This window comes from Xanthomonas arboricola (assembly GCF_002940665.1).
In the GTDB taxonomy this organism is placed as follows: domain Bacteria; phylum Pseudomonadota; class Gammaproteobacteria; order Xanthomonadales; family Xanthomonadaceae; genus Xanthomonas; species Xanthomonas arboricola_B.
This window is the reverse complement of record NZ_MIGY01000001.1, coordinates 59,146-72,776: the sequence shown is the minus strand read 5'-3', so window position 1 is coordinate 72,776 and position 13,631 is coordinate 59,146. Positions and strand designations below refer to the sequence as shown.

Below are 13,631 nucleotides of genomic sequence, written 5' to 3'. Positions count from 1 at the left end.
CGTCTTCAGGCGGCTGTCACCCCGCCATCGGCCACCAGCTCGGCTCCGGTCAGGTAGCTCGACTCGTCCGAGGCCAGGAACAAGGCCAGGTTGGCGATTTCCAAGGGCTCCGCAAGCCGGCCGAGCGGGATGCTGCCCATGATCATCTTGGCGAGTTCAGCGTGGTTGGCGAGGTCTGCCTCGATCATCGGCGTCCTGACTCCGCCCGGGTGGATCGAGTTCACGCGGATGTTGAACCTGCCGTAGTGGTAGGCCACGTGCTTGGTCATCGAGCGCACGCCGCCCTTGGCCGCGGTATAGGCGAAGGGGCCGCCGCTGCCCGCCATGGCGGCGATCGACGATACGTTGATGATCGAGCCGCGGCCGGCATTTTTCATCGCCGGGATCGCGTACTTCATGCCCAGGAAGACGCTCTTGAGGTCGATGTCGATGACGCGGTTCCAGTCGTCCTCGTCGGTCGTCTCCGGAGTGCTCTCCTGGATTGGCTTCCTGTCGGCGGCCCCGGCGTTGTTGATGAGGACATCGACCCGGCCGAACTCAGCGATCGCGCGCTCCACGACGGTCTTCCAATCGGCGGCCGAAGCGACGTTGTGGCCGACGGCGATCGCCCGGCCGCCCGCGGCGGCGATGTCCGCGACCACGGCTTCCACGCCGGACAGTTGGATGTCGGTGGCCACCACCAGCCCGCCCTCGCGAGCGAACAGCTTCGCCGTACTTGCGCCGATGCCGCTGGCCGCACCCGTGATGACAACGACTTTATCCTGCAGTCTCATGGTCACACCTCGTTGCTCTAGGTTGGAAAACATCGCGCCAGCAATGGGAGCAGTCGGCGCCTGGACAGTCGGCGCGGGCCGCTATTGGCCGCTGATCGTGCCGGCATGCGAGCCGGACGCCCCACGATCGACGAGGAACAGCACCAGCGTCGTCGCCACTTCGGCGCGCACGGCCGGCAAGGCGATCTGCAAGTCGGTGGCCGCGTCGCCCTTGCCGAGGCGCTCGCCGCCGATGCTGACCCGTCCATCCATGACATACAGCCATGGCGACAAGCCTTCTGCATGCGGGATCTCGATCGCCTCGCCGGCCTTGAGATGGGCGTCGTAGACCGTGACGCTCTGCCGCACCGAGAGCAGCGCAGGGCTTCCCTCGGGCGCAGCGATCAGGTTCCAGCCCTGCTCGGCGAAGTCTGCCGGGCGCTCGAAGAACTGCACCTGCCCGGATAGATCGGCCTCGCGCGGGCGGAAGAATATCTGCAGCATCTCCACCGGCTCGTCTGGCGTCGATTCCTCGTGCCAGAAGCTCTTGCCGGCGTTCATCATCATCAGCTTGCCTGGGTGGATCGAAACCCTGTGGCCTGCCGAATCTTCATGAACCATCGTCCCGCGCCACAGGTAGCTAAGGATCTCGTCGTTGACGTGCTCGTGCATTGCGACCACGGTGCCCACATCGAGATGGGCATGATCGACGACACTGAACTGCCCGAAGGCCGGATCGGCATCGGTGCCGAGGATGGCGCCGGGGCGTATCCGGCGGATCTTGAATGGGCCTCGGGCGAAGGATCGCCCGGCGCTGGATCGAAGTACGTTAAGCATCTCTTGTCCTCATGTGTCGCTGCGTGGCATACCGGGATCGGCAGTGCTGCGAACCTCACTCCGCGAGGCTGACCCGCTCCATCCAGGCGAACAGGGCGTCCAGGTCGTAGTCGCCGCTGTGCGGGCGATCCCAGGGCAAGGCGAAATCGACGGCGTAGCCCTTGTTCTGCAACGTCGCGGCCAGGATCGTGGGTACGGCCAGCGAAGTGTCGCGGTCTTTCGTGCCGTGGCGGATGCGCCAGTGTCTCGACGTGGCCGTGCCGGTCGCACCGATGTAGCGCATGGCGTTCATCATCTTGACCTTTTCGGCATCGGCCAGGGAGGCGTCGGCGGCGGTGCTGTGCTCCTGGGCGAACGCCGTGAAGTGGCGCTTGTCGATCGCCTGTGTGCCGAACAGTTGGTTCTCGCCGCTGCCCAGGTCGAGGGCGTCGAACGCGGGGGGCAGCTTCATGCGCCCCGCATAACGCACGTACTGGTCGAAATCCAGATCGCGCACCTTGCCGCCCTGCACACTGAGCCAGGACAGGCCCGATAGGTCTCTGCCCTCGTCCAGCGCCGTCTGCGCCGAGGCGATGAGCAGCGACTTCACGTAGTCCTTGAAGGTGCCGTTGCCGGCGCTGTCCAGGCGCAGCGGCCGACCTTGCGCGTCGCGCAGGCCGAGGCTGTCGAGATAGCCGGGGAACTGCGCCTTCAACGCGCCGGATAGCGCGATCTGCGCCTGCGTCAACGTGCCCGCGACTTCCTTGCGCTGCACGTTGTAGTCCAGCATCGCCATCTCGATCTTCTTGTAATCGTTGACGCCGTTGAACAGCCACTCGTAGGCGCTGTCGGCATGTTCGAGGTTGGTGATCGGGCAGTAGGCGGACACGGCAAAGATGTCGTCGCGCGCCGGCGCGGCGCCCAGTTCCTCCAGATGGGGCGCGTAGTCGGCGCTGTTGCCGCTGGCGCCCAGCAGGGCCGACAACGCGCCGCCGGCGCTGGTGCCGTTGGAGATGATCTTCTCGGCGTCGCCGGGCATGCGTGCATCGTTGTGGCGCAGGTAGCGCACCGCCGCCTTGAGGTCGACGATGGCCGCAGGCGCCTTGCCGGTGTAGCGGCCGTCAGTATCGCGCGTGGTTCTGCCGCGGGCGCCGGGCGAGGCGACCACGTAACCCTTGGACAGCGCCACGGCGATCGTGCTGGGCTGGCCGCTGTCTCTCGGGGGGCCACCTCTGCCCGCAGGCACACCTTCGGGAGGCGGAGTTCCGGCACCGCGCGGGCCGCCGTCGGCGGGGGGGCGGCCACGTCCGGCCGGCGTGCCGGGCTTGCCGGGCATGTAGCCACCGACCTGGTTGGGGAAGAAGATCGGCGCGGTCTGCGCGGTGAACGCGCCGATGCCCTGGCCCTGGAAGTACACCTCGGGCACGTAGATGTTCATTACCTGGTAGGTGGTGTCCACCGGCCGGGCGACGTAGACGATATTCTCGTAGGCGCGCACGGCGATGGTACGGCCATCGACGATCAGGGATTGGCGTTCGTACCGGGCTGCGTCGAAGTCCAGGCTGGTGGAGCCTTCCGCCGCCGAGGTGTGCTGTTGCGTGCCGGACGTGCCGCAGGCTGCGACAAGGCAGATGGCCGACAGCGTGGTGGCCAAGGGCAGTACCAGTGATCTGGTCTTGGATGCTTTCTCACGTTTGGAACGGTGCAGCGGCCCGCGCGAACGGCGGGCCTCCAGCCATGCCCGCCGTCTCAACGGGCCAGATCGCCGCCGTCCACGGGGATCACGCTGCCGGAAACGAATGCACCAAGATCGGACGCTGCGAACAGGACGACGCGGGCGATGTCGTCGGGAACACCGAGCCGGCCCAGAGGCAGCGCCTGCGCGTAGCGCACCAGCGCCTCGTTGACGGCCTCGCCTTCGGTTCGCTTGCTCGCCACGCCGGGCGTTTCGGTCAGTGTCGGAGCGACGCCCACGGCGCGAATGCCCTTGGGGCCCAGTTCGACCGCGAGGCTCTTGGTCAGGCCCGCCACCGCGTGCTTTGAGGCGACGTAGTGGGCGGAGTTGGCGCCATTGCTGGCGTTGTAGGCGGCGGTCGAGACGATGTTGACGATGACGCCGGTATTGGGCTGCATGCGCAGCGCCGCCTCGCGGGCACCGAAGAAGGTGCCGCGCAGATTGAGGTCGATGACGCGATCCCATTCGGTATCGGTGATGTCCAGCACCGCACGGGAGGGGTAGATGCCGGCATTGTTGACCCAGATGTCGAGCCGCCCGGTCGATGACACGGCCAGGTCGGCAAGCGCGGAGATCGAGGCATGGTCGTTGACATCGAGGCTCGCCCCGAGGTGCTTGCCGCCGAAGGACGCGAACTCGGCGGCCGTTTCCTTCGCCTTGGCCTCGTCGAGGTCGCCGATAACCAGCGTGGCTCCAGCCTCCGCGAGGCGCTTGCTGATCGCACGGCCAATGCCGGCCGCACCTCCGGTGACGACCGCGGTGCGACCGCGCAACGAAATCAGGTTGCTAAGCGAGCGCTCCGAAACGTCGATATAGCTCATTGTCTTCTCCTTGATGGAAACAGGTCGCTGGTCGAAGCGTTTTGCGCTTCGGCCAGCGAGTCGGGAGCGTGGCTCAGGAGATGCTGGCGCCCAGTGCCGGGAACACGTCGCTGAACAGCAGGCCGATCAGTTGCTGGCCATCGGGCGTAGACCAATCCTGGGCGATCTCGGCCATCAGCGTGTTGGTGGCGGTGAGCACCACGCCGGCATCGTGCATGCGCTGACGGGAGAACTCCTCGGACAGGTCGCTGGGCGAGCCCGAGGCATCCATCACCGCCTGCACGGAGAAGCCTTCGAGCGCGGCGTCAATGGCCGGGAAGATCAGGCAGACATCGGTGGTCACGCCGGCCATGATCAGGTGCTTGCGCCCGGTGGCGAGCACCGCGTCGCGGAACTCCGGGTAGGCCCAGGCATTGACCACGCCGGGACGCTTGATGCGCGCGGCGTGCGCTGCGGGCAGGATTTCGGCGATTTCCGGCATGATCGGCCCCTGGGCGCGATCTTCCTGGCTGGAAGTGATCACGGTCGGCAGGTTCAGGATCTTCGCCAGCTTGGCCAGCGCGATTGCCTGCTTGCCGGCGAACCCGGAGTCGATGTTCTTGATCAGTTGCATGGTGCCGACCTGGTGGTCGATCAGCAGCAGCGCGGAGTTTTCGGCGGTGAATTGGTCTCTTGCCATGATGGAAGTCCTTCGTTTGGGGTTTAGACAAGCGGAAGCGGTGGGCCGCTGAACAGCACGACCTTGACGCTGCCCTGGGGGACTCTGAATGAAATGTCGCGCGGCGCATCCTGCGCGGGGAACACCGGCACTCTGAGGTGTTCGCTGTCGAAGCGCTGATCCGCCACCTCCACCGTGCCGAAGATCGGCATGGCGAACAGGGTGTGGCCTGCGGCCACCGGCACAGTCAGCTCGGCGCCCGCCTCCAGCGAGACATCGAGCAGCGTTACCTCGGTCGGCGGCGTCAACGGGGAGTGCGTGTCGCCATAGCGTCCCACCGGGACGCGGATCTTGGCGCCGGGCCGTTGGATGACCGGCACGTCCTGCGGTTCGATCGTCAGCGGGAACGGCGCAATGTCGCGGCGCGCCGGTGCCAGTCCGACGAATATCTGCAGTCCATGAACCGTCTTGCCGGGTTCGGCCGGGACTTCCTCGTGCACCACTCCCTGCCCGGCGGTCGTCCAGTGCAGACCGCCCGGCCGGATCAGGTTGTCGGTGCCGATGGAGTCGCGGTTGGCCATGCCCGTCTCGGAATCGAGCAGCAGGTAGGACACGGCCGACATGCCCGCATGGCGGTGCGGCGGAAAGGTCGGCCCGTTCATCCAATAGTGATCGACCCCGAGGAACGGGGACAGCAACCCGGCCTCGCCACGCAGACCGAAGGCGCGGAAATGGCCGGCGTGGTTGGCGCGATGAAGCTGGGCGATGACAATGGACATGGTGGCGGTCTCAGGCAGTGGTGCTATCGCTCAAGGCGGGATAGTCGATGTAGCCCTTGGCGCCCGGCGAGTAGAACGTGTCCTTGTCGGGCGCATTCAGCGCGGCACCTTGGCGGAAGCGCTCGGGCAGATCCGGGTTGGCCAGGAAGGCACCGCCGAACACCGTGGCGTCGGCCTTGTCCTCGCTCAGGATGGCTTCGGCCTTGGCCTGATCCAGACCGCTGCCGATCAGGTAGGCACCCTTGAAACGCGGGCGCAGCAGCGCGTGGTAATCGACACTGGTCGGGCCGAACAGGGCCACGTGCAGGTAGGCCAGGTCGAGGCCGTCCAATTGATCGACCAGATAAGTGTAGGTCTCCTGCGGCGTGGCGTCGGAGATGCTGTTGAAGTTCATCTCCGGCGAGATCTTCAGGCCAACGCGATCACCGCCGGCCTCCTCGACCATGGCCTTGAGCACGTCCAGCACGAAGCGGGCGCGGTTGGCGACGGAACCGCCGTATTCGTCCGTGCGCTGGTTGCTGCCCGAGGACAGGAACTGCTCGGGCAGGTAGCCCGACGCGCCATGCAGCTCGACGCCATCGAAACCGGCTTCCAGCGCCCGGCGGGTGGCGGTGCGGTAGTCCTCGACGACACCGGCGATCTCGGCCACGCTCAGTGCATGCGGCACGACGTAGTCCTGCGGGCCGCTGGCAGTCCAGGACTGGCCTTCCGGCTTGATCGCCGACGGCGCCACGGGCAACCCGCCGCCCGGCTGCATCGACGGATGCGATACGCGCCCGGCGTGCATCAACTGCATGAAGATGCGGCCGCCCTTGGCGTGCACGGCATCGGCGACGTTCTTCCAGGCTGCGACCTGTGCGTCGTCGATGATGCCCGGCGTGCGCACGTAGCCCTTGCCGGTCGGCGAGGGGTAGACGCCCTCGCTGATGATCAGGCCGGCGCCGGCACGCTGTGCGTAGTAGGTTGTGACGAGGTCGGTCGGCACGCCGGTCGCGTCATCGGCACGCGAGCGGGTCATGGGGGCCATGACCAAGCGGTTCGGGAGAGTGTAGCGTCCAACACGGACGGGGGTGAAAAGCTGACTCATGATGATGTCCTCGGGTTGACAATGGAGCCATCATCGGCCTCATTTGATTTGGAATAAATGGGGTGAATTGGATAACATTGCTCCATCAATGGAGCAATGTTATGGAACAGCTTTTGAATGACATGGCCTTGTTCGTCGAGGTCGTCAAAGCCAAGGGATTCCGCGGGGCCGCCGAGGCGATCGGGATGCCGAACTCCACGCTGTCGCGGCGGATCAGCATGCTGGAGAAGGCCATCGGCCTGCGCTTGCTGCACCGCACGACCCGCAAGGTCGAGCTGACCGAAGCCGGCCAGATCTACTTCGAGCGCTGCAAGCGCATCGTCGATGAAGCCCGGCTCGCGCACGAACAACTGGGGGAAATGCTGGCGCAGCCCAGCGGCATGCTGCGCGTATCCTTGCCGGTCGATTTCGCGGTCACCTACCTAGCGCCGTTGATCGCCGAGTTTGCCCGGCACTATCCCGGCATCACGTTCGACTTCGACCTGACGCCGCGGCGGGTCGATCTGGTTAGCGAGCCCTTCGACGTGGCGATCCGCATGGGTGAGTCGGAGAATTCGCAGTTGATCGCACGTCCGCTAGCCCGGCTCTCGACCTGCCTCTACGCCTCCCCGGACTATCTCGAACGCTCGGGGGAACCCGGCGAGCCCGCTGACCTAGCGCAGCACGAGTGCCTTGGCATGGCGAAAACCAACATGTGGACGCTGCACGACGGCACACGAACGACCACGATTTCGGTGGGCAGCCGGTTCGCGGTCAACAATGTCGGCATGATCCGGCGCCTGGCGACCATGGGCATGGGCATCGTGCTGATGCCCGAGGAAATCGCCGCGGACGACCTTGCCCACGACCGCTTGCGTCGCCTGTTGCCGCAATGGCAAGGCAGTCCCACCCCGGTTTACGCCATTACCGAGACACGTCTGCTGCCGGCGAAAACGCAGCGCTTCATCGAATTTCTGCGCGAGCGCCTGGCTCGGACTTGAGCGGGTATCCCCTACACGGCGGCACAGGCACCGCCGTTGCGGCGGTTCAATCGGGCTTTCCCAGGGTGCCGAACTCTGCGGGAATCTTCGTGTAGAAAACCCGCACTTGCGCATCATCGAGTTGAGAGAACAGGCGCTCGACTTCCTTGGTGGTGAGCACCATCGTGACCTGCACCGGCTGGTCGGAGAAGTCGAACATGTTGATCGCATGGACGGTGCCGTCATGCCCAAGACCCTGGAGCGCACCATCCAGCGTCGCGCCGCGAATGCCCAGCTTCTTCGCTTCGTCGAGCAACCATTGTGCGAGGGGCGTGGAACCGTGCATACGATCCTGCTGGGTATAAAAGGTGACTTGGTAGCCGTGCATGGCGAATTCCGAGAAAAGTAGGGATGTGCCGGCGTCAGGCGCCAAGCATGATGCCGCCGTCCACGGCGATGTGCTGTCCGGTGATGAAACCGTTGGTCATCAGGAACAGGTAGGTCGAGGCCAGCTCGTCGATCCGCGCGGTGCGCTTGAGCGGGATGACCTGTTCGAAGTGGGCGCGCGTGGCCTCGACCTGTGCCGGCGGCACGTCGCGCCAGAAGGGCGTGACCGTCCAGGTCGGCGAGACCGCGTTGACCCGCGCTTTTGGGGCCAGCTCCACCGCCAGCCCCTCGGCCAGTGCGTTGATGCCGAGATTGCCGACATAGCTGGCGCAGGCATCCTGAGCCCGACCGCCGGTGCCGGACGTGAACACCAGGCTGCCGCCTTCGCGCACCTTGGCCGCGGCCAGTTGGCCGATGCGCAGGTTGGTGAAGAACTTGGATTCGATCACATGACGAATCACCGCGATGTCGGCACCGATGAAGCCACCGCCCATCACGTCGCCGATCATCGAGACCAGGTGGTCGAACGCGGGCAATTCATCGAACAGCGCTGCCAGCGCCGTGTGGTCATGGGCGTCCACCTGGTAAGTGCCGACGGTGGCCCCACGTGCCTGGAGGTCGGCTTGCGCGGCCTGCAGGCGGCCGCTATCGCGGCCGACGATCAGCAGCTGCGCCCCTTCGTCAGCCGCGAGTTGGGCAACACGCAGGCCGATGCCGGAACTGCCGCCGACAACGACCACGGTCTTGTCTCTCAAGGTGTTCATGACGGCGCCCTCATTTCCGTGGATGTTCGATGGCAGCAGCGGCGACGGTTGCGACCTGCGAGTCGTTGGCGCCGTGGGCGCCGCTGACACCCACGGCGCCAACCACCCGGCCCTCGACGACGATGGGCACCCCGCCTTCCAGCGCGGTAACGCCCGGCGTGGACAGAAAGCTGGGCCGCCCGGCGTTGATGAAGTCCTCGAACTGCTTGGACGGTGCCTGCAACAAGGCCGCCGTGCGTGCCTTGCCGATGGCCACCGCAGGGCTGATGCCGATCGCCGCATCGCTCTTCTCGAAAGCCACCAGTTCACCCGCGATATCGACGACGGCCACGCTGATCGCCCAGCCGTTGCGGCCGGCCTCGGCATTCGCCGCAGCGACGATGCTGCGTGCGGCCGCCAGGGCGATGCTTGGACGTTCGATGACGATATCGGCCCGTGCCGGCCCAGCCTGTGCCGCGCTGCACAGAGGCAGCAGACCGACCAACAAAGTGCGAACGAAAGCGGATCTGAATGAGGAAACCAAGGGAATGGACATGGGGACTCTCCGTTACGGTGAAACTATGGGCGTGCCGCGCCTTGTCCGGCTTCTGCCGCCTCGGCGACCTTGGCATCAACGTCGATGACCGGACGCACCGACATGCCGACGCGCAAGCGACGGACATCCTCCTGGCCCGGCTCCAACTGGATACGTACCGGCAGGCGTTGCACGATCTTGGTGAAGTTGCCGGTGGCGTTGTGCGGCGGCACCGCCGAGAAGCTCACGCCGCTGGCCGGCCCCAAGCTTTCGACGCGGCCCTTGAGGCGCAGGCCCGGCAAGGCATCCACGGTGACCTCCACCGGCTGGCCGACCTGCACACGGGCCAGTTGCGTTTCGCGGAAGTTGGCTTCCACATAGACCGCATCCAGCGGCACCAGGGTCAGCAGCGGCTCGCCCACACGGGCATAGCCACCGACCCGGGCGCGGCGTTGGGCGACGACCCCGCCGACAGGCGCGGTCACGCGGGCATAGGACAGGTTCAAGTCGGCGGCCGCTTTTTCCGCCTGCGCTGCCAGCAAGGCAGCCTGCGCCTTGTCCAGATCGGCGCGCAGGATGGCGGTCTGCTGCTCGGCCGAATGCAGGCCGGCGCGATCCCGCTCATGCGCGGCGCGCTGGATTTCCCACTGCGCCTCGGCCTGCTGCTGGGCCTGTACCGTGCCGGAACCATCGCGGGCCAGGTTGGTGAAGCGGCTGCGATTGGCCTCCGCGAGCTTGAGATTGGCGCTGGCGGCGACCACCGCGGCACGTGCCTGCTCGATGATGCTTTGCTGGCGCGCGATCTGCGCCTGCAGGCTGCCGATGGCGGCCTGTGCGCTGGCGACGTGCGCACTCGCGTTGTCCACCGCGATGCGCAGGTCGCGTTCGTCAATGCTGACCAGCGGGGCGCCGGCCTGGACGTCCTGATGGTCGGCGACTGCGACCTCAGTGATGACGCCCCCCACCTGGGGGACGATCACCGTGAAGTCGGCTTGCACATAGGCGTCGTCGGTACTTTGCCGGGACGCACTGGATTCCGAGCGGTTCAGGAAGAAGAACCCGCCTACGAGGGCGACGGCGGCAATCGTGCCGACCGTGATGCGAAAGCGAAGGTTAGTGGCCATAGGAAACTGTTTCACCAAGAGAAGATCAGGAGGCTGCACCGGCCGGTGCGCTGGGCGGCACCGCCTGGGGCATTCGATTCACGACCGGCGCGGGGATGTATTGCAGCTTCAGCACCGCCGGAATCAGCAGCAGCGCCAGCACCGCAAACACCCGATAGACGTCCGCCGTAGCCAGTACGCCGGCCTGCTGCGCGACCGTGGACGACAGCGTGGCCAGGGAAGGATCGGATAGCGGCAGCCGAGGCATGGCCTGGGCCGCGCTGTCGAGCAGCATGTCGGTATGGAAGCGGGTACGCACCGCTGTGAGCTGACCGATGACGGCACCGCCGACGGTCGCGCTGAACACGCGCACGATGTTGACCATGCCGGCGAGAAAGGGGCCTTCCATGGGTTGAACCACGCTGGTCACCAGGAACAGCAGTGCGACCATCGCCATGGGCTGGCCGACGGCCTGCAGGATTTCGGCCCACAGAAACTGATGCACCATCCATTCGCTGGTGATACCGGACGCCAGCCAGCAAGCCGCCGCCATGCAAGCGAGTCCCGCTGCGAAGACATGGCGCGCATCGACCCAGCGCCGGTACAGCAGCAGCGCCACGCATGGCCCAAGCACCAGTTGCGGCAGCCCGACCATCAGGCCGATGGCCGCGCTCTGCTGCATGCGGAATCCCTGGAGCTGGCCCAGCACACTGGCGGGCAAGGTGACGGCCGTCGCCATTACCATCAGCAAAACCGCGAGGCTGAAGAAGCCGAGCCAGACGTTGCGGCGCCCCAGCAGTTGCAGCCGGTTGAACGGGGCCGGGTGACGCCATTCGCTCGCCAGGAACAGCACGGTGAACACGGTGCCGATCAGCAGTGCGGCGACGATCAGTGGCGAACGGAACCAATCCAGCCGCACGCCCTGATCCACGCCGACTACCAGTAGCATCAGGCCGGGCACACCCAGGGCCATGCCGAACCAGTTGGCCTGTTTCAGCCGCGGCAGTGCCAGCGGCAGCTTCGGGATGCCCCACGCCACCAGCGCGACGGCGAGCAGGCCCAGGGGAATCACGTGCCAGTAGACCAGGCGCCAGTCCTCCAGACGATCCACCCACAGGGCGGCCAGCCAGAGCGCGACATTGGGCGAGAAGGTGGCGACCAGCGCGAACACCGCCAAGCCATGCAGGCGGATGGCCGGCGGCATGAAACGCAGGCAGGACATCATCAGCAAGGGAATCAGCGCGCCGCCAAAAAAACCGTGCAGCACGCGCAAGGCCAGCAACAGGTGCAGATCCCGCACGAAGGGCAAGACGGCCGACAACAGCAGCGCGGCCGACAACATCGCCAGATGGAAGCGGCGCAAGGAGAACGTGATGGCCAGCCAGGTCGCGAACGGCATGGCGGCCAGTTCTCCGGCCGAATAGGCCGTGCTCAGCCAGGAGGCATCATCCAAACCGAAACCCAGCGCGCCGCGCAGGTCGGCCAGCACCAGGCCGGGAATACGGCCGTTCAAACCGGCGACCATGGCCGCCAGCAGCGCGCCGAGCAGGCCCACAGCCAAGCGTGCATTGAAGACTGGCGGCGACGGTGGGCTGGATGGCGGGGCGGCGCTGGCCGCTGGCGTGCTCATGACCTGTCGCCCACCGATGCGGTTTCGGGGCGCAGTGCGGACGACCAGCCGCCGCCGAGCGCGCGATAGAGCGCAACGACGGAAAGCGCGGAGGCGGTCGCGCAATCGCTCAACTCGGTCTGGCTTGCCAGCAGCGAACGCCGGGCGACCAGAACAGCGGTGAAATCGGCAGTGCCTTGCTGGTAGGCGCGTTGCGCCACATTCAACGCGGTCTGGTTCTGCGACAGAGCGAGCTGTAACTGCTCGTGCCGCTTCAACTCGGTGCTGTAGGCGTTCAGCGCATCATCGACTTCGTGCCAGGCGCGCAGGACGGTCTGCTGGTAGGCAATGCCCGCCAGGCGGTGGCGGGCCTCGCTCAACGCCAGATTGCTCTTGAGCCGGCCGCCCTGGAAGATCGGCAGGTGCAGCGTCGGCCCGATCGAGAAGCGCCGGGAATCCCAACTGCCCAGGTCGGACAGGTCGAACGCCTGCACCCCCAGGCTCCCGGTCAGGCTGATGCGTGGGTAGAAGTCGGCGGTCGCCGCGCCGATGTCGGCGACGGCGGCGCGAAGCCGCGCTTCCGCCTGCAGGATGTCCGGCCGCTGCCGCGCCAGTTCGGACGGGATGCCCACGGGCAGGCGCTCCGGCATCGGCGGCAGGCCGGCCGTGGCAAGGCGGCCGTCCAGTTCCCAAGGTGGCTTGCCCAACAGCAGGGCCAGTGCGTTCATCAGTGCATCGCGCTGCTGCCGCAGTTGTGACAGGCGGGCCTCGATGCCGGCCACATCGGCGCGCGCCGCCGCCGCATCGAAACGTGTGGCGACGCCGTTGCGCTCGCGGCTTTCGGCCATGCGCAACAGGTCTTCGGCAATCCGCCGGTTTTCCTCGACGATGGCCTCCTGCGCCTGCACGCCACGCAGCAACAGGTACGTGCGCGCCACGTCGCCGGAGACGGAGACCTTGACCGCCTCCATGCCGAAGCCACTGGCTTGCAGTTTGGCCTCGGCCGAATCGCTGAGGTGGCGCAGATACCCCCACAGATCCAGTTCCCAGCCCGCTTGCAGGCCCAGCGACCAAGTGCTGCTGGGTTCGGTCGGCGCGCCGAGCAACACCATCGGTGAGTGCTCGCTGAGGGCCGAGCGTGCGTAACTGGCGTCTGTGGACAGTTGAGGCCTGCGCGCCGCGTTGACCAAGCCAAGCTGTGAACGGCTTTCCTCGATGCGCGCGGTGGCGGCCAGCAGATCCAGGTTGGATGCGGAGGCTTCGGCCTGCAACGCGGTCAGCGTCGCATCGCCGAACAGTTGCCACCATTCGGACGGCGCCGGCGCCTCGACCAGCGCGGGCTGGGTCGCCATCGCCGCCGCGCGTGCGCGCAAGGCTGCGTCGGGCGAGGCAAGTGACGGCTCGCGGACATCGGGAGCCGTCACGCAACCGGCCAGAACCAAGGCCAGCGCTGGCGCCACGCACGACGCGCGGCCCAGCGTCTTGCCTCGAAAAACGCGATTCATAGAAGTCCTTTGACGATGCAGGCGGCAAGATCGCGGACGTTGGTGGCCCACGACTAAACCGATCGGTTCAACTTGGTATGGTACTCTAATCCCAAGCTGTCAAGTCGTCAATTTGATGCGCATTTATCAATGCGAAGCACAG

The 13,631-nt window shown here is 66.3% G+C and carries 15 protein-coding genes; 2 read left to right on the top strand and 13 right to left on the bottom strand.

All coding sequences use genetic code 11. From position 1 onward, the window contains the following. Positions 1–5: 5 nt before the first annotated feature. Together XarjCFBP7645_RS00360 and XarjCFBP7645_RS00355 are read right to left on the bottom strand one after the other, a co-directional pair. The gene (locus XarjCFBP7645_RS00360) at positions 6–773 is read right to left on the bottom strand and encodes an SDR family NAD(P)-dependent oxidoreductase (RefSeq protein WP_047127747.1); all 768 of its coding nucleotides are present in this window, start codon (positions 771–773) and stop codon (positions 6–8) included. Positions 774–854: 81 nt separating this feature from the next. Then, positions 855–1,442: a pirin family protein gene (locus tag XarjCFBP7645_RS00355; RefSeq protein ID WP_219842081.1), complete on the bottom strand. Its 588-nt coding sequence runs from the start codon at positions 1,440–1,442 to the stop codon at positions 855–857. Positions 1,443–1,454: 12 nt separating this feature from the next. Between XarjCFBP7645_RS00355 and XarjCFBP7645_RS21800 the strand changes: the two genes are divergently transcribed. Then, positions 1,455–1,661, top strand: a complete 207-nt coding sequence (locus XarjCFBP7645_RS21800; RefSeq protein ID WP_219842080.1) for a hypothetical protein — start codon at positions 1,455–1,457, stop codon at positions 1,659–1,661. Here XarjCFBP7645_RS21800 and XarjCFBP7645_RS00350 read toward each other — a convergent pair. From XarjCFBP7645_RS00350 to XarjCFBP7645_RS00330, 5 genes are all read right to left on the bottom strand, one after another. Further along, entirely contained in the window at positions 1,645–3,222 is a 1,578-nt protein-coding gene (locus XarjCFBP7645_RS00350) for a subtype B tannase (RefSeq protein ID WP_219842079.1), read from the bottom strand. The two genes, XarjCFBP7645_RS21800 and XarjCFBP7645_RS00350, sit on opposite strands and share 17 nt — an antisense overlap. A 95-nt stretch (positions 3,223–3,317) precedes the next feature. Then, positions 3,318–4,124 (bottom strand): SDR family NAD(P)-dependent oxidoreductase, encoded by an 807-nt coding sequence (locus tag XarjCFBP7645_RS00345; RefSeq protein WP_047127330.1) that lies wholly within the window; start codon positions 4,122–4,124, stop codon positions 3,318–3,320. A 73-nt stretch (positions 4,125–4,197) separates the two neighbouring features. Further along, entirely contained in the window at positions 4,198–4,803 is a 606-nt protein-coding gene (locus tag XarjCFBP7645_RS00340) for an isochorismatase family protein (RefSeq protein WP_047127329.1), read from the bottom strand. 23 nt (positions 4,804–4,826) lie between these two features. Beyond that, on the bottom strand, positions 4,827–5,561 hold the full coding sequence (locus XarjCFBP7645_RS00335) for a pirin family protein (protein ID WP_047127328.1): 735 nt from the start codon (positions 5,559–5,561) through the stop codon (positions 4,827–4,829). Positions 5,562–5,571: 10 nt separating this feature from the next. Next, positions 5,572–6,648 (bottom strand): alkene reductase, encoded by a 1,077-nt coding sequence (locus XarjCFBP7645_RS00330; RefSeq protein ID WP_047127327.1) that lies wholly within the window; start codon positions 6,646–6,648, stop codon positions 5,572–5,574. A gap of 101 nt (positions 6,649–6,749) precedes the next feature. Here XarjCFBP7645_RS00330 and XarjCFBP7645_RS00325 point away from each other — a divergent pair, with 101 nt between their 5' ends. After that, positions 6,750–7,628, top strand: a complete 879-nt coding sequence (locus tag XarjCFBP7645_RS00325) for a LysR family transcriptional regulator (RefSeq protein ID WP_047127326.1) — start codon at positions 6,750–6,752, stop codon at positions 7,626–7,628. 46 nt (positions 7,629–7,674) lie between these two features. Here XarjCFBP7645_RS00325 and XarjCFBP7645_RS00320 read toward each other — a convergent pair whose 3' ends face one another. From XarjCFBP7645_RS00320 to XarjCFBP7645_RS00295, 6 genes are read right to left on the bottom strand one after another with little or no spacing between them, the layout of a single operon-like run. Then, the gene (locus tag XarjCFBP7645_RS00320; protein ID WP_047127325.1) at positions 7,675–7,995 is read right to left on the bottom strand and encodes a DUF190 domain-containing protein; all 321 of its coding nucleotides are present in this window, start codon (positions 7,993–7,995) and stop codon (positions 7,675–7,677) included. A gap of 34 nt (positions 7,996–8,029) precedes the next feature. Then, entirely contained in the window at positions 8,030–8,758 is a 729-nt protein-coding gene (locus tag XarjCFBP7645_RS00315; protein WP_047127324.1) for an SDR family oxidoreductase, read from the bottom strand. A gap of 10 nt (positions 8,759–8,768) precedes the next feature. Beyond that, the gene (locus tag XarjCFBP7645_RS00310; protein ID WP_080960029.1) at positions 8,769–9,293 is read right to left on the bottom strand and encodes a GlcG/HbpS family heme-binding protein; all 525 of its coding nucleotides are present in this window, start codon (positions 9,291–9,293) and stop codon (positions 8,769–8,771) included. A gap of 23 nt (positions 9,294–9,316) precedes the next feature. Further along, positions 9,317–10,396 (bottom strand): HlyD family secretion protein, encoded by a 1,080-nt coding sequence (locus tag XarjCFBP7645_RS00305; RefSeq protein ID WP_047127323.1) that lies wholly within the window; start codon positions 10,394–10,396, stop codon positions 9,317–9,319. Positions 10,397–10,421: 25 nt separating this feature from the next. Next, positions 10,422–12,005 (bottom strand): MFS transporter, encoded by a 1,584-nt coding sequence (locus tag XarjCFBP7645_RS00300; protein WP_047127322.1) that lies wholly within the window; start codon positions 12,003–12,005, stop codon positions 10,422–10,424. Then, the gene (locus XarjCFBP7645_RS00295; RefSeq protein ID WP_104535829.1) at positions 12,002–13,489 is read right to left on the bottom strand and encodes an efflux transporter outer membrane subunit; all 1,488 of its coding nucleotides are present in this window, start codon (positions 13,487–13,489) and stop codon (positions 12,002–12,004) included. Before XarjCFBP7645_RS00295 ends, XarjCFBP7645_RS00300 begins: the two co-directional genes overlap by 4 nt. Positions 13,490–13,631 lie beyond the last annotated feature (142 nt).